This is a genomic window from Pseudomonas fortuita (genome assembly GCF_026898135.2).
GTDB lineage: Bacteria > Pseudomonadota > Gammaproteobacteria > Pseudomonadales > Pseudomonadaceae > Aquipseudomonas > Aquipseudomonas fortuita.
Genome location: NZ_CP114035.2, coordinates 3,927,358 through 3,947,753, shown reverse-complemented (window position 1 = coordinate 3,947,753; position 20,396 = coordinate 3,927,358). Strand labels below are relative to the sequence as shown.

Annotated in this window: 21 protein-coding genes; 14 read left to right on the top strand and 7 right to left on the bottom strand. The window is 58.8% G+C overall.

The features are described from left to right. The first annotated feature begins 1 nt into the window (after position 1). From OZ911_RS17985 to OZ911_RS17940, 10 genes are all read left to right on the top strand, one after another. Positions 2-406: a hypothetical protein gene (locus tag OZ911_RS17985; RefSeq protein ID WP_268968410.1), complete on the top strand. Its 405-nt coding sequence runs from the start codon at positions 2-4 to the stop codon at positions 404-406. Next, positions 375-3,428 carry a host specificity factor TipJ family phage tail protein gene (locus OZ911_RS17980; protein WP_268968409.1) on the top strand — a complete coding sequence of 1,018 codons (3,054 nt, stop codon included), beginning with the start codon at positions 375-377 and terminating at the stop codon, positions 3,426-3,428. Before OZ911_RS17985 ends, OZ911_RS17980 begins: the two co-directional genes overlap by 32 nt. A 56-nt stretch (positions 3,429-3,484) precedes the next feature. Next, positions 3,485-5,743 (top strand): hypothetical protein, encoded by a 2,259-nt coding sequence (locus tag OZ911_RS17975; RefSeq protein ID WP_268968408.1) that lies wholly within the window; start codon positions 3,485-3,487, stop codon positions 5,741-5,743. A 2-nt stretch (positions 5,744-5,745) separates the two neighbouring features. After that, positions 5,746-6,516 (top strand): hypothetical protein, encoded by a 771-nt coding sequence (locus OZ911_RS17970; RefSeq protein WP_191087609.1) that lies wholly within the window; start codon positions 5,746-5,748, stop codon positions 6,514-6,516. Positions 6,517-6,575: 59 nt separating this feature from the next. Further along, positions 6,576-7,013, top strand: coding sequence for a structural protein P5 (locus OZ911_RS17965; RefSeq protein ID WP_191087610.1), 438 nt, complete (start codon positions 6,576-6,578; stop codon positions 7,011-7,013). Continuing rightward, positions 7,010-7,540, top strand: coding sequence for a DUF2514 family protein (locus OZ911_RS17960; RefSeq protein WP_268968407.1), 531 nt, complete (start codon positions 7,010-7,012; stop codon positions 7,538-7,540). The genes OZ911_RS17965 and OZ911_RS17960 overlap by 4 nt, the downstream gene beginning before the upstream one ends. 13 nt (positions 7,541-7,553) lie before the next feature. Then, on the top strand, positions 7,554-7,778 hold the full coding sequence (locus OZ911_RS17955) for a hypothetical protein (protein ID WP_268968406.1): 225 nt from the start codon (positions 7,554-7,556) through the stop codon (positions 7,776-7,778). Between the two features lie 75 nt (positions 7,779-7,853). After that, the gene (locus OZ911_RS17950) at positions 7,854-8,213 is read left to right on the top strand and encodes a LexA family protein (protein ID WP_268968405.1); all 360 of its coding nucleotides are present in this window, start codon (positions 7,854-7,856) and stop codon (positions 8,211-8,213) included. Positions 8,214-8,885: 672 nt separating this feature from the next. Then, positions 8,886-10,028, top strand: a complete 1,143-nt coding sequence (locus OZ911_RS17945; RefSeq protein ID WP_023048732.1) for a protein NO VEIN domain-containing protein — start codon at positions 8,886-8,888, stop codon at positions 10,026-10,028. 78 nt (positions 10,029-10,106) lie between these two features. After that, entirely contained in the window at positions 10,107-10,862 is a 756-nt protein-coding gene (locus tag OZ911_RS17940) for a YuaM family protein (protein WP_134792814.1), read from the top strand. Between the two features lie 84 nt (positions 10,863-10,946). Here the strand turns inward: OZ911_RS17940 and OZ911_RS17935 are convergent, their stop codons facing one another. Next, positions 10,947-11,216: a DUF3077 domain-containing protein gene (locus OZ911_RS17935; RefSeq protein WP_023048730.1), complete on the bottom strand. Its 270-nt coding sequence runs from the start codon at positions 11,214-11,216 to the stop codon at positions 10,947-10,949. A gap of 108 nt (positions 11,217-11,324) precedes the next feature. Here OZ911_RS17935 and tnpA point away from each other — a divergent pair, with 108 nt between their 5' ends. The 3 genes from tnpA (at position 11,325) to tnpC (ending at position 13,586) form a co-directional block, all read left to right on the top strand. Beyond that, positions 11,325-11,657, top strand: a complete 333-nt coding sequence (tnpA, locus tag OZ911_RS17930) for an IS66-like element accessory protein TnpA (protein WP_009684096.1) — start codon at positions 11,325-11,327, stop codon at positions 11,655-11,657. Beyond that, on the top strand, positions 11,654-11,989 hold the full coding sequence (gene tnpB / locus OZ911_RS17925) for an IS66 family insertion sequence element accessory protein TnpB (protein ID WP_009684097.1): 336 nt from the start codon (positions 11,654-11,656) through the stop codon (positions 11,987-11,989). Before tnpA ends, tnpB begins: the two co-directional genes overlap by 4 nt. A 61-nt stretch (positions 11,990-12,050) precedes the next feature. Then, positions 12,051-13,586 (top strand): IS66 family transposase, encoded by a 1,536-nt coding sequence (gene tnpC, locus OZ911_RS17920; protein ID WP_009684098.1) that lies wholly within the window; start codon positions 12,051-12,053, stop codon positions 13,584-13,586. Between the two features lie 33 nt (positions 13,587-13,619). On the opposite strand, the gene OZ911_RS17915 is transcribed toward tnpC, so the two are convergent. From OZ911_RS17915 to OZ911_RS17895, 5 genes are all read right to left on the bottom strand, one after another. Next, entirely contained in the window at positions 13,620-14,153 is a 534-nt protein-coding gene (locus OZ911_RS17915; protein ID WP_024947944.1) for an NUDIX hydrolase, read from the bottom strand. A gap of 91 nt (positions 14,154-14,244) precedes the next feature. Next, a complete protein-coding gene (locus OZ911_RS17910; RefSeq protein ID WP_024947943.1) occupies positions 14,245-15,096 on the bottom strand; it encodes a universal stress protein in 852 nt (283 codons plus the stop codon). Between the two features lie 11 nt (positions 15,097-15,107). Beyond that, positions 15,108-16,595: a SulP family inorganic anion transporter gene (locus OZ911_RS17905; RefSeq protein ID WP_053870531.1), complete on the bottom strand. Its 1,488-nt coding sequence runs from the start codon at positions 16,593-16,595 to the stop codon at positions 15,108-15,110. A 586-nt stretch (positions 16,596-17,181) separates the two neighbouring features. Then, the gene (locus tag OZ911_RS17900; protein WP_023048729.1) at positions 17,182-17,424 is read right to left on the bottom strand and encodes a hypothetical protein; all 243 of its coding nucleotides are present in this window, start codon (positions 17,422-17,424) and stop codon (positions 17,182-17,184) included. A gap of 481 nt (positions 17,425-17,905) precedes the next feature. Further along, positions 17,906-18,085, bottom strand: coding sequence for a hypothetical protein (locus OZ911_RS17895; RefSeq protein WP_016487733.1), 180 nt, complete (start codon positions 18,083-18,085; stop codon positions 17,906-17,908). A 214-nt stretch (positions 18,086-18,299) separates the two neighbouring features. On the opposite strand from OZ911_RS17895, the gene OZ911_RS17890 reads away from it, so the two are divergent. Further along, entirely contained in the window at positions 18,300-19,016 is a 717-nt protein-coding gene (locus OZ911_RS17890) for a hypothetical protein (protein ID WP_023048728.1), read from the top strand. Between the two features lie 151 nt (positions 19,017-19,167). On the opposite strand, the gene OZ911_RS17885 is transcribed toward OZ911_RS17890, so the two are convergent. Continuing rightward, complete coding sequence (locus tag OZ911_RS17885; RefSeq protein ID WP_268968401.1) at positions 19,168-20,331, bottom strand: AAA family ATPase; 1,164 nt, start codon at positions 20,329-20,331, stop codon at positions 19,168-19,170. Positions 20,332-20,396: the final 65 nt, after the last annotated feature.

The window sequence follows — 20,396 nt, the reverse complement described above, 5'->3', positions numbered from 1 at the left end:
CATGATCGACAAATTCATGCGCGCCCCTTATCGCGAGGGTGCACGGGGGCCTATTGCCTTCGATTGCTGGGGGCTGTGCATTGCAGTCCGCCACCAGGTGTTCGGTCTGCCGCTGCTGCCGAGCTTGGGAGCCGTGGGCAAGAACAAGCTCAGGGCCAACACCGAGGCCTATCACGACCTGCGCCAGGGCATGGAGGAATGCGCGCCCGAGCCTGGCGCGATCGCCGCCGTGTTCCGCGGCGCGCTGTGCCTGCACGTAGGCGTGGTGGTGGAAAGCGAGGGCCGGCTGAAGGTGCTGGACACAAACCCCGGTGGCGCATGCCTCCGGACAACCGGCGAGTTCGAAGCCGCTCATCCCAAGGTGGTCTATTACCGTGATCGAGTTCTACCCGAACAAGCTCAGTGACACCGCGCCGCTCGGCACCTGGAAGACCGACCGCCGCATGTCGATCGAGGAGTGGCTGAAGTCCCTGGCCCCTTCGTATGAGCGTCGCGAAAGCCCGCCGATCAGCGTTGTCCTAAACGATGAGGTGATCGAGCAGCGCCTGTGGCACAAGGTGAAGTTCAAGCCTGCCGACCTGCTGCAGATCTACCGCGAGCCAAAGGGCACCGACCCATTCTCCATCACCTTCGCCTTGTTCAAAGGCGCCAAGGCGGTGCTGAAGTCGATCATGCCCAAGATGCCTGGCATGCCTTCCAGTGCCGGCACTCAGCAGGGCGACCCCCTGACCGAAGCCAGCGCCAAGGGCAACAAGGTCAAGCTGGGCGAGCCGGTGCGCCAGATCGCAGGGCACCAGCGGGTCTATCCGTCCTACCTGGCCCAGCCCCGCCGGGCGCATGTCGCACCGCGTGACCAGCGGGTGGAAATGCTGCTGTACATCGGCGAGGGCGAGTACGATGTCCCGCTGGCCAAGGTCAAGGTGGGTGAGACCCCGCTGATCTCCCTGGGGTCAGACGCGACCTTCACCATCTACCCGCCAGGCGCTGATCTGTCGGCCGATCCCGCGCACATCAACTGGTTCAACGTGCCCGAGGTCGGGGCCAGCTCCAGTGGGTCGGCCGGCCTGGAACTGACCATGGCCACCGACCTCACCAGGTCGGCCACGGCATCGGCGTACCAGTTTGTTGGCGACACGATCAGCGTGCCGGCCGGTTCCGGCCAGTTCCCGGCCGACTGGTCGAATGGGATCATCATCCGCGTGCTCTCGCCATACACCTACACGGTGATCGATGGCGGCGCCGGGCGCGACATCATCCGTGGCCCGCTGGAAATGTTGAACCCCACGGCGGGCATGCTCATCGAGGTAGCCGGTGCGAACGCGGGCCTGTACGTGGTGCACAGCTACACTCCATACACACCGGCGGTACCGGCCAATCCTGGCACAGCATCGACACGCACCGGATCGGCGGCGCCAACCCGCTACGACTTCAATGTCACGCCACTCACGTTCAACCTGGTGCGCGGCAGCTCTACCTATCCCGTCACGCTTAACACGGCCACAACCGATCTGACCGGCCTGGTATCAGCGCTGAACACTCAGCTCAGCGGGTTGCCGTTCGAGGCGCAGCAGAGCAGTGGTCGGTTGCGTTTCGTGGAATTGACACCGTTTAGTGGCCAGGCCATCTCTGCCACCGGTGCTTCAACGATCCTCGGCTCCTCGCCGGTAGGGGTCACTGGCACCGCAACCACCAGCGGCACTCCGGAGCAGCCAGCGGAAATGACGCTGGATTATGATGGTGGTTCGCCGGTCGTTGGCTTGGCGCTGGGGCAGGGGCTGGCAACCATCGGCCCACGCGGGCTGCGTTACCGGATCACGGCCTTCAGCACGAGCCTGCTCGAGGTGGAGCGTCTGACCTCGTCCGGCTCGACCGATGCGGGATGGCCTGGATTCAACGCCATGCAGACGGTCAATGGCCTCATTACGCTGGACGCTTCAAACCTGCAGGGCGGATACCGGGGGCCATTTGCCTGCTGCCCGGAAAACGAGAAGGTCACCGAACTGGAGTGGACGGTCACCTACGCCAACGGCTTGGCTGGTATCGGCCGGGAAGGGCAGATATACGAGATTCCGACCTACTACGTGTTCGAGTACCGCGATTTGGACGTGGCCGGTGCCTGGACGCAGATCCAGTACGTGAACGTCGGCGGCTCGCTGGATGCCCAGGGCTTCACGCAGCGCATCACGCTGCCGTACGCAATGCGCGCTGAGGCCCGCGTCCGTAAGCAGTATGTGGACCGACCTGGACGTATCAACGATGAAGCGCGGGATGACGCCACCTGGACGGACCTGCGGGGACGGATGCAGAACTCGCCCACCAGCTATCCAGGCCTCACTGTGATGACCTGCAATATCCGGGGTGGTGACCGGCTATCAGCGCAGTCGGAAAGCCAGGTCAGCGTCGAGGCCACCCGAATCCTGCCACTGATGGAGGGTGGTACCGGGCCTAACCGCGACATCGTGCCATGGTGCATTTACCAGCTGAAGCAGCGCGGGTACACGGATGATGACCTGGACCTGCCCGAGTGGCAGGCCTTCCACAACATCTGCGTGGCCCGCGGCGACACCTACGACGAAACGCTGGATTCGACGATCACCGTCAAGGACATGATCAACAACGCGCTGGCGTGCGGATTCGCTGAGCTGGTCACATTCCGGGGCCTGCTGCGTCCGGTTCGGGATAGCGCCCGGGCCGCGTTCGACGTGACCTACGGCCCGAAAACCCAGACCTACTCACCCCAGAATATGACCAAGATGCTGAAGATCAGCGGCGCCATGCCGTCGATCAACGACTTCGACGGGGTGGATGTGGAGTTCTTCTCTCGCACCACCTGGGCGTGGGAGACGGTCGAGTGCCGCTGGCCAGGCGACCTCGGCACCAAGGTCGAGAAGATCAAGATGCCTGGAGTCAGCGACAGGGCCAGGGCATGGCGGGTCGGCATGCGCCGGCGTGGCCACCAGAAGTTTCGGACGGACATCTACACCTGGGAAACCGAAATGGACGGCAGCAACAGCGGCTACCTGAGCTTTGCAGCCGTTGCGGACGACGCCCCTAAGCGTTGCCAGAGCGCGATCCTGCTGGACTTCTCGGTAATCGGGTCGGGAACCTTGCTACACAGCTCCGAGCCGCTGGACTGGTCTTTCACCGAGGCCAACCTGATAGGCATACGGCGGCTGGATGGAACACTGTCTGGGCCGTGGGATGCAGTTCGAGTTGACGATTACACCGCATCGGTCGCAGCGCTGGACTTTGTGCCCGTGGTGGATGGCCCGCTTGAGCCGCCGCACATCCTGTTCGGCCCAGCCTCGCGCTGGGCCTACCCGACGCTGATCACGAGTTCAGACCCCGCCAACGGCAACGTGGCAATGAAGGGCATGCCCTACGACGCCCGCGTTTACACCTACGACGACCAATTCCCGCCGGCCTGACCGGACCCTGACGAGCATGCCCGCCAAGTGCGGGCTTTTTTGTGCCCGGAGAAAACATGGCTAACAACACCAACAACCCACTCGGTTCAAGCGACCCACGGGACCTGTTCGACAACTCGACAAACTTTGACGAGGGGATGAACAGCACGGCGGACTCGTTCCTTGACCGGTTCGGCAGGCCGCGGGTCACCTGGCAAAAATTTCACAACCTGACCACGGCAGCCGAGAGCGAGATCGGGGCGACGGTGACTGATGCCAAGGCCAGGGTCAACGCCGCGGCAGATGCCGGAATTGAGGATATAGACGAGTCCGTCGCTGCCGTGGACGCTGCCGAGGCTGCTGCCATCTCCCAGATGGAGGAGACCGCCGCTGACCTAGGCGAGGATATTGGGAACAAGGGTTTCGACGATTACGCCGAGATGCTTGCCTACACGCCGAAGTACGACGGCGTGCTGGCTTGGGTTCACTCCGATCCGGTTGCATCCCTGAATGGGTTCTATCAATGGGATGCCGAATCGGGAGCATGGGTGAAGCCATCGCCTCAGATGGCTTTGGATAGCGACATTAAGGCTCTCCTTAAGCTGGTTAGCGCCCAGGTCCGCCCTCGCGGGAAAAGAACCGGTAATGCGCCGCTGATCTTCGGGGTCGGCGGCGCCCAGGTCCTGCTTGGAGTCGACCAGAAAGTTCCAAGAGGCCCACAAGACCGCCGAGGCGCAAACGCAATGCTCGGAAGCACCCCGATTCTGCCCATGATTCCACTGCAGCGGCCTCGCAGCAAAAACTTCACCGCCGACACCTTGGTGATGTCTGGATCGTCGGTAATGATGCAATCTGGGGCGCAGTCCTCGGGCATCACGCCAAGCTCCAGCTATGACGCGAAGGTGATCGAAGAGCAGAACCAGAAGCCTGCGCCGAAAACCATGGCTGGACTGGTTGATGGCCAGGTGTGGGAGTACGGTCCGCTGGGATCTCGACAGCTTACCTCTGTCGGTACCTGGCTGGCGGCCCAGGCCGTGGCCTTTGACATGGTGAAGGCGCTCAAGTCCACCAGTGGTGCACCACAGCCACATTCTATCGTGAGGGATGGCCGCATCCTGCGCGATGGGCAGGTACTGCTGCATAAGCTGGTCACCGGGCAGTCTCTCGCCCTGGGCTCGCGCGGGATCATCCTGGACCCGAACGGCACGATCGTTATCGACGGGAAGACAGGGCGTCTGTTCACGCCATACACGCTGGCCGGGTATGCCGACAAGCTATTCACCCTGCCTGGTGGGCCACGGCCAACTTCATGGGTTGGCGCGACTGCGCTTGACCCGATCCGCGAGTACGCGGCAGGCGTTGCAGCGGAGACCCCGGCGTCTTCCTACATGCTGGCCTACCGGCGCTGGCATGAGCGCACATCATCCATCGACCCGCGGATGCTCTACAGCATCTCGGCTCTTGGTGGTACCGCGTATGCCGGCCTGAAGAAGGGGACTACCACCTACACCAACGCAATTGCCCACGTCACCGCAGCCAAGGCAATCGCGGACGCCAACGGGTGGGATTACCAGGTACCGAGCCTGTCGATCGTGCACGGCGAGAGCCAGATCAGCACCACCCAGGCCGAGTACGTGGCGATGCTGGCCGAGTGGATCAGCGACTATCGTACCGACATCGTCGCGATTACTGGTCAGGCTGTTCCACCGGTCGCGTTCATCTCCCAGATGCTGACCGGTGAAACCGGAACCATCCCGGCTATTCCGCTGGCTCAGCTGCAGGCCCATAACGATAACCCGAACATCGTTATGGTTGGGCCGAAGTATGCCTATGGCTACTTCGATACCTACCACATGCTTGCCGAAGGCTACGCCAAGATGGGCGAGCTGGAGGCCCGCGCGGAACGACTGACCCAGGTCAGCGGCAAGTGGCAGCCGCTGAAGGTGGCTTCGGCCTCGGTGTCGGGTTCAACGATCACCCTCAAGATGAACAACCTGCCCAACGGCAATGCCGGAACTCCCGGGCCGATTGGCAACCTGGTGCTCGACACCGAAACGGTAAAAGACCCCGGAAATGCCGGTTTCCTGCTCTCTGCGGGAACCATCACCTCGGTCGCAGTTGGCGCCGATGGCGCAACCTTGGTGATTGGCACCGCTGCCGCCGTCACTGCGGGAACCGTGTTGACCTACGCCCTACAGCCTTCCCTCAGCTCCCCACAAAACGGGTCTGGGCGTCGCGGCTGCATCCGAGACACCGACATGCGTGACTACTCGCGGTACGACAACAAACCCCTATTCAACTGGCTTTGCGCCTTCTCCCTTGCCCTGGAGCTCTAACGATGGCCCGCTCTATTCTGACTTTTCCTGGCTCTGCTTCCGTTGCCGGGTTCCCCAAGCTGGACGTCTCCCAGGCTGAAATCGATGTGGCCAACATTGAAGGGCGCCGGCACTGGCCGGGCCTATTCGACTGGGATGTATCCACCGGTGTAATTCTCGACCGCATTACTGATGCCGTTATCCCGACCTACGGTGCTTCGGTTCCAAGTGCCAACTTCGTGACGATGATCAACGGCAAGAAAGGCTACAAGGTGAATGCGCTGGCCCAAGCATTGACCATGGCCTCGTTCAACACTGCCGGCTCCTTCACCATCGGCCTGGTGTGCGACCTGCACATTGGGCTTGGGAGCATCACCCAGGGCCTGACCACTGACAACCCGGCACCGTGGGTTATCTACTCCAACGCCGGCGGATCAGGGGCAATCACGGTCAACATCGGGCCAATCACCGTGTCAGAGGTCACCTCTGCCGCTTGGCCGCAGAAGCTCAGCGCCGCGAAACTAACCGCATTCGTCCTCATCTACGACCGAACCGCAGGGAAGATCAGCATCCGTTACAACGGGGCTGAAATGTGGTCGATCACCAACGAAACGGTGAAAACCCTTGGCCTGATGCCTGAGGTGAACATGGGCGCTATCCGAGTAGCCGGTGCCTCGACATCTGTCGTATCGCGGGCCATGTCGTCCAACGCCTTTGTCGCCTTCGAATCCGCGCTTTCTGGCGACAACCTGATTGCACTCGAAAAAATGCTGATGGAAGCAGCTGCAGCCTGACAGGCCTGCTGATCGTTGAGCCCGCCGCGCGCGGGCTTTTTTTCGTCTGGAGAAAACCCATGACCACACCCCGCGGCGTCCGCAATCGGAACCCCGGCAACATCGATTTCAATCCACGCAACGACTGGCAGGGCCAGATCGGCAAGGAGCCTGGCGGCCGGTTCGCTATCTTCGACACGCCCGAGAACGGCATCCGCGCCCTGGGCAAGCTGCTGATCAATTACCGAGGCAAGGATGGGATGCCGGGCGTGGGCGGAAAGGGCATCGACACGGTGCTCGAGACCATCAGCCGCTGGGCGCCCAGCAACGAAAACGACACCCAGGCCTACGCCGGTGCCGTGGCCAAGCGCCTAGGCGTGCGCGCCACCGACCCGATAAACATCAAGGATGCTGCCACGCTCCGCGGGATGGTCGTCAGCATCATCATCCACGAGAACGGCGGAAACCCGTACACGCCCGCGATCATTGACGAGGGTATTCGGCGGGCGCTGGTATGACCTGGCTCGCCGCAGTGCCGGCCTGGTGTTGGTGGCTGATCGCCCTGGTACTGGTTGCCGGCGGCCAGCAGTACCGGGTTGTGATAGCTGATGGTACTGCAGCTGATGCGCGCGCCGAAGCCTCCCGATCCGACAAGGCCCTGGCCGACTACCGACTGGAGGTTTCCGAGCGCGACCGGCGCGCAGCGGCCCAGGCCAGAACCGAAGAACAGCGCCGCCAGGCTTTGGCGGACGAGGAGGGCGAGAGTGCACGAAAAGAATTGGAACTGGCCCGAGGCCGCACCGCTGCTGCTGAGTCTGCTGCTGGCGGGCTGCGGGGTGAAATCTCCCGACTGCGGGCCGGGCACGGAGCCACCTGCGACACCATCGCTGCCCAGCACCGCCAGGCAGGAGCCTCTGCCGTCGTGGTGCTCGGGGGATTGCTTGAAGAAGCTGACCAAATGGCGGGCAGCTGCGCAGCAGCGCTTGAGCGAAGCCGAATAGCTGGGCTAGCGTGCGAGTCGATCTATAATGGCCTGACCAAGTGAGCAGGGCATCGAAGTGGACAAGCGCACCTTCATAGGGATGATAGAGGCCGGCGAGCCGCTGATTCAGCAGGCCATCGACGCCATGCGCCGTTATCACGAGGCCCAGGACTATGGCGCGCCGGCGGAAGAGATCGAGCGCCTGCGACTGCTCGCCGAGTCGCTGTTCCAGGCGGTCTCCGACTACCAGCTTCGCGCTGTGGCCAAGGCTAGGGGCAAGGAATTGCCTCCGCTTCACTAGCCCGTCGATCGGCAGTTGCCCCGGCATGTGCTGCCATAAGATACTGTATCCATATACAGTTAATGGCCAGCCGATATGAGCGCAACCCTTCCACTTGAAGCCGAACACCCGCAGGTGTCGATAGACGAACTGCTCCACCTGCGTGCCCCCAGCGTTTACCTGGTCAAGGTGGACGGCGAAAGCATGCAGGGGGCCGGCATCTACACGGGTGATCTGCTGGTAGTGGATCGCTTAGTCGAGGCGCGATCCGGCCACATCATCATCGCCGCGGTCAACGGAGAGGCCACCTGCAAGCGCATGGTCATCCGTGACAGGCAGGTGGTCCTGATGTCGGAAAACCCGAAGTACCCGTCCAGGTACATTCTCGAAGGGGACCGGTTCGAGGTCTGGGGTGTGGTCACGCACAGCATTAGGGATCATGACCGTCGACTGTGAGCAGCTATATTAAGGAAGGGAATCGGTCGGCAGAACGCCGGATGCAGGCCGGAGCCCGTGGGGAGATTTTCGGGGGATGGTGAAATCGGGTATGGCACAGTGCGGCACCGTTTGCAGCGAGCGCCCGCTCAAGGCCTTGATCCGTAAGGCTTTAGGTGTGTCCTGCACGCATGGGGTGCAAGGGGTCGAGTGTTCGAATCACTCCGTCCCGACCATTATTGAAACGGAAAAGCCCAGTCGGTGACGACTGGGCTTTTTCGCGTTTCCGTGCTTAATGCGGAATGTGAAACATGGTATCTATGAACGCTGCAGAGGTGATCTTTTGAATGGATCGCCACAAATAATTAGCTTGCCCCGTTAGCAGGCGGGTGGCACTAGACGAGCTGGCTCGCAGCACCAGGGATTTTCCCGGGAGCATCCCGTGGTCGCGGAGGAGCCGTACTGCATTTGAGCTATCATTTCGGCCTTATTGCAGGCACCGGGCACCATACGTTCGCAAGGGAAGTTAGAAAGCGTGTAGGAACACGCTCAGGGCCCTTCTGATGGTGTGGGCTGAGCGTCCGCGATGGGTCCAAAAGCCTTAGTTCACAGGCCGTGATGCCTTGCTGGCTTGATTTCGCGTAGGAAAAAGCTGAGAGTGGCGGAGAAAATTGCCGCAAGGACGCACAGTTAGTGACTCAGCTTTCCCTACTGAAAAGCCCCGCCGCTGTACAGGCTGCAATGGATGAGTTTTCGCGTTTGGGGCGTGTGGCGTTTCTCAAGCGATACGGCTTTGATAAGTCTAGGGATTACATGGTCCGCAACCCTCGAACTGGCGAGCCATGTGATTCCAAGGCGATTGTGGGTGTTGCCTTTGGTAAGCAGTTTCCTACTCAAGGCGTGCTCGGGGCGGATGATTTCTTAGGCGGTGAAATGACCGTAGTTCCGCTGCTTCGGAGCTTGGGTTTTGAGGTTACACGAACCGGGCAGGATTGGACGGAGGATGAAGTCCACGCCACAGTCGTGGACTATTTTGAAATGCTGCGCTTGGAAGCTGATGGCGTGGGCTTCAACAAGTCCGGCCACAACGAGGTCTTGCGCAAGCAGCTCAGGGGGCGAAGCAAAGCTTCTGTAGAGCTCAAACATCAAAACATTAGCGCCATTCTCGCAGGCATGGGCCTGCCTTTCATTCAGGGCTACAAACCGCGTGGCAACAGCCAATTATTGTTGCGCAAGGCTGTCCAGGATTATGTGCTTCGACATTCCACAGATGTGGGCAAGATCGTTGACGCATTGGAGGAGGTAAAAACTCCGGCACAGAAAACTTACTCCGCTGTGCTAATCGAGTCTCCGGTCATGGAGGAGAGGCAAAAACTCGTTGTGCCGACCCATCCACGACAACGCCTACCGCGCAAGCTTGACCACGCCGCTCGGGACGAAGCGAATCGTAAATTGGGCCGATTGGGGGAGGATTGGGTAATTGGTTACGAGCAGCATCGCCTGACTGAAATTGGTCATCCAGAGTTGTTCCAGAGGCTGGAGTGGATCTCGGATACTCAAGGTGATGGCGCCGGCTACGACATTCTCTCGTTCGAAAGCCCTGCTCTCCATCGCTATATCGAGGTGAAGGCGACGAATGGAGGGATCGCATCCTCATTCATCGTTAGCCACAATGAGCTGGAGTTCTCTGTGGAAGCAGGGGGCCAGTTTTATCTTTATCGGGTTTTCCAGCTTAGCGGTGAGCCAAAGCTCTTCATTCTGCGAGGTGACTTGTCGAACCAGCTCTACCTAAAACCGTTGGACTTCAGGGCGAGCTTCCGCGAGCACTTCCGCTAGTAAAGCAAATTTTTTAATTTATGTGCTTAGCGTCAGTTGGCTTTAGAGCATGCCTGCGTTGGAAATCATGGAGGAGCAATGTCAGTGTCGATTGATCACACCCTCAAGGTTTTAGAAGTATTAAGCCGCTGTGAACCACGTAAAGTCCGCCGCACCGATGTAGAGGCTAGATCTCAGTTAATCGCAAATGGGTGCCTAGGTTTTTCGTTTATTTTTTTACTCGCAAACGGATTGTTCGTATTTTTTTACAATGTTAAGCCTCCATCCGTGGCAGCCAAAATATTTGTAGTTGTGATGTTTCTACTCACTACGATTCTGGCTCTGGCTGCTTTAATAATTCCAATGATCGCCTCATTAGTATTGCTGCGGAAATGGAAAGCGCTAGCCCTTAACAGCTTGTGTGAGGATGTGCGCCATGAGCATAAGCTGGCTGGTCAATTGGAGTTTTATGGACTTCCTGTATTGAAGGACGCACGATTTTGGTTGGAAAGGCGAGTCAGCCGAATAAATGCTACTTCAGGAAGATTTTTTGGTGAGAAAACAGCAGTCGTTGGTCTGCTGGCGACCTCATACTCGTTTGTCGGCGAATTTGGTGGTTTGAACTGGGTTGGGCAGACACTCGCAGCAGGCTTCACGCTGGATAATCTTGGTAATACCCTGCTGCTTTGGGTTGGGGCTTTTTTGTTTGGTTTTTCAATAGGGGCGATATTGTTGGGATGTCTTGCGGCCCGTTATCGCTACCAAATCGAAATTCTTGATGTGGCTTTGAAGGATGCTAGTAAAGAAAGCCCAGAACTGGATGTTAGTTTGGAACATTCGAAAGTGGGTGAGTAATGTTCCTGATAGATAACAGGGCCGCAGCGCGGCCCTCTTGCGACGCAAGACTGCTTCCACATAGAGAAAATCTACTGTGAATTGTCAGCGGTCCTTCATCATCCCCAGCTCCGCATCATCCATCAGCGCTTTGGCCAAAGCGCAAAGGTAGTGGGAGGCCCAAATCAGCTGTGGCTTGTCTTCCATCAAGCCATCCAAGGTCATATCCCTTGCGTAGCCCATCAGCTCTGATGCTTGTTCCCGCGCGCTCTGGCAAGGGATACCGGCTTCAATGCGAAACAGCGGATGGGTCTGGTTTTCACCCTGATAGAAGGTGGTTTTGCCGACGGTGAATGTGGTTTCTTCTGTGGACATTGTTCGTAACCGTCCGGCCAACTCACCTTCCTGACCCCGACGCCAAAGGCGATGGTGTCCACCTAATTTAAGTGGACACCATTTCTAGCCTTTTAAGCGGGTCTTTCCATGCAGTCACAACGCCGTTCCTATTCAAAATCCTTCAAGGCCCAAGTTGTCCAAGAGTGCGCCCAGCCCGGCGCATCGATTGCCAGCGTCGCGCAGAAGCACAGCCTTAACGCGAACCTCGTACATAAATGGATTAGGGTACTCACGAACAAAACCATGGCGCTGCAACCTGCTTTCATTCCAGTGCCCTTGCCGCTAGCCGGAGGACATTCGCAGGCAGCTTCATCAAGTATCTGCATTGAAATCCAGCACCCGCGTGGCACCGTCAAAGTGAACTGGCCGACCGAAAGCGCTGTCGCCTGTGCCACCTTTCTGCGAGACCTGTTGGAATGATTCGGATCGATGCCATCTGGCTTGCCACCGAGCCTATGGACATGCGCGCCGGTACCGAGACCGCGCTGGCCAGGGTGATCGCGGTGTTCGGTGTGGCGAAGCCGCACTGCGCATACCTCTTCGCTAATCGCCGTGCCAACCGAATGAAAGTCTTGGTGCATGACGGTGTGGGCATTTGGCTGGCAGCGCGACGATTGAACCAAGGCAAGTTTCATTGGCCCGGCATCCGTCACGGATCGGAAGTCGAACTCGATAACGAGCAACTTCAAGCCTTGGTACTGGGTTTGCCGTGGCAGCGGGTCGGCGCAGGCAGCGCGATCACAGTGCTTTAGCCCCTGCCATTAGCCCATCGGTTTATCGCTGTTGACGACCTACTCTGACACAATCAGCGGCATGACTTCCTCGCCCAATCTCGACCAGATGACACCGGAACAGCTGCGCGGCTTGGCCGAACAGGCTATGCAGTTGCTGTCCCAGGTCGACTCCATGAGCCAGAAAATCCAACGCCTCGAAACGGTCAACGAGCAACTGGCTCATGAAATCGCCATCCTCAAGCGACACAAGTTCGCCAAGCGCAGCGAGCAACTGAGCCCCGACCAAGGCAGTCTGCTTGATGATCTGCTCGATACCGATATCGCAGCTATCGAAGCCGAGCTGAAGGCAGCCAATCCGCCGGCCGCACCGGCCGAGCCACGTCATAAGCCCAAGCGTGCACCACTGCCGCCGCAGTTTCCGCGAACCGTGATCCGTCACGAACCAGAGAATACTCAGTGCGTGTGCGGCTGCCAGCTTCAGCGAATCGGCGAAGACGTCAGCGAGAAGCTCGATTACACTCCGGGCGTGTTCACAGTTGAGCGGCATGTGCGTGGAAAATGGACGTGTCGTCAGTGTGAAACACTGATCCAGGCGCCTGTACCGGCCCAAGTGATCGACAAGGGCATCCCGACCGCAGGCCTGTTGGCCCACGTGATGGTGGCGAAGTTCGCCGACCATTTACCGCTGTACCGGCAGGAGAAGATTTTTGGTCGGGCCGGACTGCCCATCGCCCGTTCGACACTGGCGCAATGGATCGGACAGACCGGTGTGCAGCTCCAGCCTCTGGTCGATGCGCTGCGTGAGCATGTGTTGGCCCAGGGCGTGATCCACGCCGATGAGACCCCGGTTCAGATGCTCGCACCAGGCGAAAAGAAAACCCACCGCGCTTACGTGTGGGCCTATAGCACCACGCCTTTCTCGGCCCTAAAGGCCGTGGTCTACGACTTCAGCCCCAGCCGTGCCGGCGAACATGCGCGTAACTTCCTGGGCACGTGGAACGGTAAGCTGGTCTGCGATGACTTCGCCGGCTACAAGGCCAGCTTCGAGCTGGGCATCACCGAAATCGGCTGCATGGCCCATGCACGCCGCAAATTCTTCGACCTGCATGCAGCCAATAAAAGCCAGTTGGCGGAGCAGGCGCTTCACTCGATTGGCGGGTTGTATGAAGTCGAGCGACACGCCAAGGAAATGAGCGACGAAGCCCGCTGGCGATTACGTCAGGAAACAGCGGTGCCCATCGCTGAAAAACTGCATGAGTGGATGTTGGCCCAACGCGAACTTGTGCCCGAGGGTTCGGCCACGGCCAAGGCCCTGGATTACAGCCTTAAACGCTGGGTAGCGCTGACGCGCTACCTGGAAGATGGTGCTGTGCCCATCGACAATAACCAGATCGAGAATTTGATCCGGCCGTGGGCGCTTGGGCGCTCGAACTGGTTATTTGCCGGGTCGCTGCGCAGTGGAAAAAGGGCGGCGGCAATCATGAGCCTGATCCAGTCGGCGCGTATGAATGGGCACGATCCGTATGCCTATCTCAAGGATGTACTGATGCGGCTTCCGACACAGCGGGCGAGCGAAATCACGCAATTACTCCCGCAGCATTGGATGCTTGCCTGAGGCAGGCTAAGTGGACTTCGCCAAATAGTCAGCTCAAAGGCTGATTGGCATCAACAATTCGGAAGCGACTTTTCTCAGCATGTAGGTTTCGCGCAGAATTGATTGCCCCATCGAAGACTCGTGCCGCTGCATAACGGCTTCATTGTGCGTGATTGCTTCATGCAGGTTGATCCAGACAGGCCGCATACCATTAGCGATTTCGTGGCTTTCCATTCTCACGGGCTCTAGCTGGGGCGCTACTTCGCATTGATAAAAATGCGAGGTCATGTGCATCAGATCGTACTGTGGCTTCCAGTAGGACCGGTACTCCTCGATGTAACCGTAGTGCTGGAGCACCTGTATTTCACGGGCACCAGTCTCTTCCTCCAGCTCACGCTTCAGGCCTGTGACAATGTCCTCGTCAACATCAAGGCCGCCTCCAGGAAAGCTGAAGTCGTTATAGCGCTCGGTGAACAGCAACAGGATCTGCTCACCCCGCATCACGATGCCGCGTGCTGCATGTCGACGGAATACTCTGCCCTGCTTGGATTTCAGCTCGGGGTGAACAATTTCAGTTATGAGTTGCATGGGGCTCGTTACGGCAAGATCAGTTAGTCATCGTCCAGGGTGGCCACGGCATTTCCGCAGTTCTGGAAATACTGTGGCCAGTGGAACTGGCTCAGCGAAGCAGCAATACGGGTAAAGTGGATGTTCGCAGCATCGTCGTGGTCGTGCTACCTATCAGAAACTGCCTGATGCGTGAGTGCCCGTACGCCCCCATGACCAAGAGGTCAATGCCGTGCTCTGCCTGATACGCATGCAGTGTGGACTCTACTTCGCCTGGGCGGATCTCGGTATGCACCAGCGAGCCGGAAGAGGCAAGCGTGGTTCGTGCCTTCTCCAGCGCGTTCTGGTTGTCTTCAGAATCCGCTCCAACCATGACGATATGAATTGGCAGGCCTTCACACAGCGGGCTTGAAGCAAGCATCTGTACGGTCTTGTGGCATGTAGCACTGCCGTCAAATGCCACCATGACCGTTTCAGGTTTCCTGAAATGGCTGGTTGTAATCAGGATGGGGCGGTGGATAGTTCGGACTACCGCTTCAATCTGGCTGCCAAGACTTTGGGCACTGCGCGTGCTGTCCTCACCGACTCTTCCAATCACCAGTAACCGAATATCGTCTTGGAGATCGCTCAGGCTCTCGACGAGATGGCCATGGCGCTGCTTCATATCGGGTGACATGGCGCCAGAGTGGACTGTTCGCTCGCGAGCTTTTTCAAGCATGTGCTGCCCATGCTCCAAGGCCAGTTTTGCCCGCTGCGCATCCAGCGTGGCCAACTCTTCCAGTAGATGTTCTCTGCTACCGAGACCGATATTGCCGCTAAGATCAGCGGATGCAGGATACTTCTCCTTATCCAGCACATGAAGCAAGGTCAGGGGAGCGCTGAGTCGTTGCGAGGCCCATGCTGCGTAATCGCAGACCGCCAATGAGGATTGTGAGTTATCAATGCATGCCATTACGTGGGTCATTGTCGTTCTCCTTAGTGGCTCATGAGCTTGTCGATGGCGCCGGGCTTGTCATGCACGCCGAAGCGGTCAACGATTGTTGCGCTGGCTTCATTGAGACCGAGCACTTCAACCTCAGCTCCTTCGCGTCGGAACTTGATTACGACCTTATCCAGCGCTGCGACGGCGGTGATATCCCAGAAATGCGCCTGTGTGAGATCGATGGTGACCTTGTTGAGCGCCTCCTTGAAGTCAAAAACCTCAGTGAACTTGTCCGCAGAGCTAAAGAACACCTGGCCCACGACGCGGTAAGTCCGATGCGATTTCGTCTCTTCAAGAGTGCTCTTGATATCCAGGTAGTGCCCGACCTTGTTTGCGAAGAACAGGGAGGCCAGCAGCACACCTACCAGTACGCCGTAAGCCAGATTGTGAGTGGCCACGACGACCACGACGGTCGCCACCATGACGAGGTTGGTCGACAGCGGATGCTCTTTCAGATTACGCAAGGAATCCCAGCTAAAGGTGCCGATGGACACCATGATCATTACAGCCACGAGTGCGGCCATAGGGATTTTGGAGAGCCATTCGCCAAGAAATACCACCATCAGCAGCAGGAAAACGCCGGCACACAATGTCGAGAGACGGGTGCGGCCGCCAGATTTCACGTTGATGATCGACTGGCCGATCATGGCGCAACCTGCCATACCGCCAAGCATGCCGGCAGCGATGTTGGCCACACCCTGGCCTTTGCACTCGCGGTTTTTGTTGCTGGTGGTATCCGTCAGGTCGTCGACGATGGTCGCGGTCATCATCGACTCCAGTAGGCCTACAACTGCCAGCGCTGCGGAGTAAGGAAAGATGATCCGCAGGGTTTCAAAGTTCAGCGGCACTTCAGGCCACAGAAAAATCGGCAGCGTGTCCGGCAGTTGGCCCATGTCACCGACGGTGCGGATATCCAAACCGAGGTAAATGGCGATGGCAGTCAGCGTCAGAATGCACACCAACGGAGAGGGAATCAGCTTGCCGATTTTCGGTACATACGGGAACAGGTAGATGATTCCCAGGCCCGCAGCGGTCATGGCATAGACATGCCAGGTGACATTGGTCAGCTCAGGCAATTGCGCCATAAAAATCAGAATCGCCAATGCGTTTACGAAGCCGGTGACTACCGAACGTGAAACAAAGCGCATCAACGAGCCAAGCTTCAGGTAGCCGGCAAGGATTTGAAGTACGCCACATAGTAGAGTCGCGGCCAGCAGGTACTGGAGTCCATGCTCTTTTACCAGCGTAACCATCAGCAGTGCCATGGCGCCTGTCGCCGCCGAGATCATTCCGGGGCGCCCGCCGACAAAGGCGATGACAGCACAGATACAGAAGGAGGCGTAGAGACCGACTTTGGGATCTACCCCGGCGATGATGGAAAAGGCGATGGCTTCCGGGATCAGCGCGAGTGCGACCACCAGCCCCGCGAGCACGTCGGCACGGACGTTGGAAAACCACGTTTGTCTAAGTTTTTGCAGCATATAAATATCCAAGGCAAAGCATCGCGCACGCCAAGGGAGTGGCGAGCGAATCGATACAAATTCAAATTTTGAGGATTTTTTGCTGTGTGCTTAAGGTGTAAAACCAGGCGTACAGCAGTGAGCACCCGCGAGCGAGGCTAGCGGAAGCAGGTTGTTGCGAGGGGGCGTAGCGCTAAGGCGGCGTAGGCTGCCAGTAGATCGTTTGGAGTACAGTCATGCTGATGTTCCTGTAGCTCAAGGGGTATGCGGAGCCGAAGTATACAATGAAGCCATCGTCGATTGCGACCCGCTGGCAGGCTCTGCATGACCTACGTCAGATACAGGCTTATTCAATGGGTATACCTGCGGGCAAGGCTTTGTTTTCCACCCGTTCTTGTCCGAGCTGGTCTGTGTGCTGAGGGGTGAGTTGGCCAGACGGTTACCATTGTTCAATCTCCCCGAAATCTCTAGTGCCTGGGCTGGCCTCTCGCCGGCAAGCCAGCTCCCACAAGTGCTGCATAGGCTTCACGGTCTGCGGCCTTGCACACATCAATGTCGGGGCTCGGCTTGCAGGCGTTTGGTTTCTGAGCGACACATCATTTAGGCTTCAGTGCAAAGTCCTAGGCTCGGTGGGCATCTGCACCTGGATCAGTGCGGACTCAAGCAAAGCTCGCAGCGTCTCCAGTTCATGCATCGAGGCCATCATCAGAATCGACGCTGGTGACTTGGGCTGTAGCAGCATTGCCTGATGCACAACGGTCGCCGCGCATAGCGCGTAGTCCGTGGCTTGGATGAGGGTGTCTTCAAGGCAGAGAGTATTTTGGGGTGGATCTGGGACTATCTTCAGCATGCTTACGCTCCAACAATGGTTGAGCTGCTATCCACTTCGCTGTCAAACGGGAGGGTGGCAGCTGTACGCGGGTTGACAGACCGAGATTGTTGGCACTCGGCGCACACGAGGGTGCCCGCACGTACAGCCGCCATAAGCGTTTGCACACGGACAACAATCGACGGTCTGTCAAAACCGGTCGCTGAATTGGCAGCGACAGGTCGAGACTAGGGCTGACTATTTCCATGTGCAACGAAAAACAGGCGCGAGGAGTATCTTTGGGAAATGGCCTACAAGGAAGGGGTTATTTCTGATTTTTCGACCCGCTGCCGTTCCTCAAGACGTCGACAGGAAACAGGCGGGCAAAAGAAAGCCCGCCGAGGCGGGCTAAGTACTATCACGTAGGGATAGCTTGATACTGCCCAAGCCACTGTGAAAATGGGGTGAAAGAAAAGTCCCCAGAATGTGATCAGCCAGCGACGTTAGCGGGGCCTTGCGCCCTTTACAGCTGGGCTTTGTGCCGCTGGTAGCGCTGAAAACGGGTAACAGCGATCTGGACGGCAGCTGCCACGAGGCACAGCAGGCCGATTTTCCAGCTGCCCTCCAGGCCGTAATGCTCGGCGATTTTTCCAGTGAGTAGGACGCTAACGAAGATGGCGAAAGGCAGGATCAATTTGTTCATCGGGTCTTCCAGCAGGCTGCAAATGGCTTGGGTGAGGATGCGGTCACCCAGCGGAAATGCCGCGATCTTAGCAAATCTGCTACCGGCTTTGTGGTCACATCCCCAGCGGCTGCAAGGTCTGCTGTCTGTAGCGCGATAATAGCAAAGGGGCAGCATGGACTTCCGCCGTTCGGCGCTCGAAACTGATCCACTCTCATCTCGACCAGGGCAGGTCATGAATAACCTGAAACGGACCACCTCTCTCATCCTACTGCTGGCAGTGGCTTCGTTAACCGCTTGCGTCCCTTGGAAACGCGAGCGTGCCGCCTACGCGGACCTCTGCGAATCCCAGTTCCAGTTCAAGGTGCCAGGGCCGCAGGGTGAGACCACGCTTTACCTGGAAACCTACCTCTACGACCACGCCGCCCTATGGGGCGAAAAGCCCTACAAGCAAGCCCTGTACGTGCAGTACCCGGGCGAGAAGTACTCGCGGCAGGAATTTTATGTGCAAATGGTCGCCTACAACAAAGACCGTCAGCGCCCGTCGACTGGTTCCAAGCGTGGCGAGCCGCCGATACCGGTGCTGTACGACAGCCGTCAGGCTTACATTACCTTTGAAGACGGTTCGCGGCTGAATGCACGGCCCGAGGTGTACGTGGGCGTTAACGAGACCTACGACTTTCCGTTGGTAAATGAGAAGACCGCCCGGCCATCGCCGTACGACATCAACAGCGATGAAGTGCATCGGATGATTCCCAGGATGACCAACAACAAGCGCTATGGCTCGGCGTATGTGATTTTCCAGACGGACAAGTTCGATGCGGACTCCAAATGGACGATCCATCTGGGGGCACTGGATGTGCAGGGCCGTAAGGTGCAGCTTCCGCCGCTGAAGCTCTGCTATCACCCGGTGAAGAAATGGATTGGGATTGAGCCGCTGATGAGGCCTTAAGGGTATTTCCGAAATGGGCCGGGGTGGGGCCGGGCCTGAGGTCGGCCAGCTATGGCCAATGGGGCCGCTTCGCGGCCCATCGCAGGCAAGCCAGCTCCTACAGGTGCGGTGCATGGCTTGCTTTTGGGGCTTGAGGCTTGGTCAGCCGTGGTCAGTCAACCCACCGCCACAGGGGCTCGTCCAGCAAACCGCCCCCTCGCAACTGCGTTTGCCCGTGGTGCTTCTCAAGCTCCAGCACATTGCACCCGTCGCACGCGGTCAATGCGTCGATCAGCGGCTTGCAGTGCGACACCACCCACACCTGGCTACGTTGCGAAGCGCGGATGATCAGGCGGGCCAGCGCAGGGAGCAGGTCGGCATGCAGGCTGGTTTCCGGTTCGTTCAGCACCATCAGTGACGGCGGGCGTGGTGTCAGCAGCGCCGCCATCAGCAACAGGTACCTCAAGGTGCCATCCGATAATTCAGCAGCCCCTAACGGGCGCAGCAGCCCATGCTGGTGTAGCCGCACGCTGAACAGCCCGCCCGGCGGTGCATCGATCGCCAGGCGGCTGCCGGGAAACGCGTCGTCCAGCGCCGCTACCAGGTCTTCGACATCACCTATCTCGATAATGGTCTGCAGCGCCGAAGCGAGGTTGCGGCCGTCGTGATGCAACACTGGCGACCGGGTACCCAGCTGTGGTTGTCGGCAAGGTGCGTCGCGGTCGATGCGAAAGTGGTCGTAGAACCGCCAGCTGTTGATGAACGCGCGCAGCTCACCAATCTCTGGCGCCTGGCGGGGCCGGCCGACGATGTTGAAAAAGCTTTCGCCGCTGTCGGCATGCTGATCGAGCACCGCCCAGCTGCGGCCCTCGCGGGCGCGCACCAGGGCGTTCTTGCGCTCGACCAGCAATGAAGCGGGCCGGTAGGCGCCAGCGCCCCAGATGGCCTCGCACTTTATCTCAGGGTCGAGCATGAACGCGGTTGGATACGGCAGGGGAATCGGCAGGCCGAGGGAGATGGCAAAACCGAAATGCTCGGTGGCAAAGCCCAGGCGCAGGCGCCTGGCTTCGCTCGGGTGCTGGCCTTGGATGGGCACTTCGCCGCGCCTCATCCGTGCGCTGGTTTCCGGGCCAGCCCACCAGGTCGAATCCAGCCCGCCTTCACGGGCCAGGGCTTCGATCACGCCGCCCTGGGCGGTTTCGGCCAGCAGGCGCAGGGCTTTGTACAGGTTGGATTTGCCGCTGCCGTTGGCACCGGTCACCAGGTTGAGCTGGCCTAACGGCAACACCAGGTGGTTGATCGAGCGGTAGTTGCCGATGGCGAGGGTGGTGAGCATGCGGAGCGTCCCAGCTTGACTGAGGAAGCGATTGTGGCCGAACTGCACCTGGCTTACTACCGCTC

Bases quoted from the DNA above. Each gene is read 5' to 3' on its own strand.
- OZ911_RS17985 (WP_268968410.1), top strand. From the start codon at position 2: ATGATCGACAAATTCATGCGCGCCCCTTATCGCGAGGGTGCACGGGGG.
- OZ911_RS17975 (WP_268968408.1), top strand. From the start codon at position 3,485: ATGGCTAACAACACCAACAACCCACTCGGTTCAAGCGACCCACGGGAC.
- OZ911_RS17970 (WP_191087609.1), top strand. From the start codon at position 5,746: ATGGCCCGCTCTATTCTGACTTTTCCTGGCTCTGCTTCCGTTGCCGGG.
- OZ911_RS17965 (WP_191087610.1), top strand. From the start codon at position 6,576: ATGACCACACCCCGCGGCGTCCGCAATCGGAACCCCGGCAACATCGAT.
- OZ911_RS17960 (WP_268968407.1), top strand. From the start codon at position 7,010: ATGACCTGGCTCGCCGCAGTGCCGGCCTGGTGTTGGTGGCTGATCGCC.
- OZ911_RS17950 (WP_268968405.1), top strand. From the start codon at position 7,854: ATGAGCGCAACCCTTCCACTTGAAGCCGAACACCCGCAGGTGTCGATA.
- OZ911_RS17940 (WP_134792814.1), top strand. From the start codon at position 10,107: ATGTCAGTGTCGATTGATCACACCCTCAAGGTTTTAGAAGTATTAAGC.
- OZ911_RS17935 (WP_023048730.1), bottom strand. From the start codon at position 11,216: ATGTCCACAGAAGAAACCACATTCACCGTCGGCAAAACCACCTTCTAT.
- tnpA (WP_009684096.1), top strand. From the start codon at position 11,325: ATGCAGTCACAACGCCGTTCCTATTCAAAATCCTTCAAGGCCCAAGTT.
- tnpB (WP_009684097.1), top strand. From the start codon at position 11,654: ATGATTCGGATCGATGCCATCTGGCTTGCCACCGAGCCTATGGACATG.
- tnpC (WP_009684098.1), top strand. From the start codon at position 12,051: ATGACTTCCTCGCCCAATCTCGACCAGATGACACCGGAACAGCTGCGC.
- OZ911_RS17915 (WP_024947944.1), bottom strand. From the start codon at position 14,153: ATGCAACTCATAACTGAAATTGTTCACCCCGAGCTGAAATCCAAGCAG.
- OZ911_RS17910 (WP_024947943.1), bottom strand. From the start codon at position 15,096: ATGACCCACGTAATGGCATGCATTGATAACTCACAATCCTCATTGGCG.
- OZ911_RS17905 (WP_053870531.1), bottom strand. From the start codon at position 16,595: ATGCTGCAAAAACTTAGACAAACGTGGTTTTCCAACGTCCGTGCCGAC.
- OZ911_RS17900 (WP_023048729.1), bottom strand. From the start codon at position 17,424: ATGCTGAAGATAGTCCCAGATCCACCCCAAAATACTCTCTGCCTTGAA.
- OZ911_RS17895 (WP_016487733.1), bottom strand. From the start codon at position 18,085: ATGAACAAATTGATCCTGCCTTTCGCCATCTTCGTTAGCGTCCTACTC.
- OZ911_RS17890 (WP_023048728.1), top strand. From the start codon at position 18,300: ATGAATAACCTGAAACGGACCACCTCTCTCATCCTACTGCTGGCAGTG.
- OZ911_RS17885 (WP_268968401.1), bottom strand. From the start codon at position 20,331: ATGCTCACCACCCTCGCCATCGGCAACTACCGCTCGATCAACCACCTG.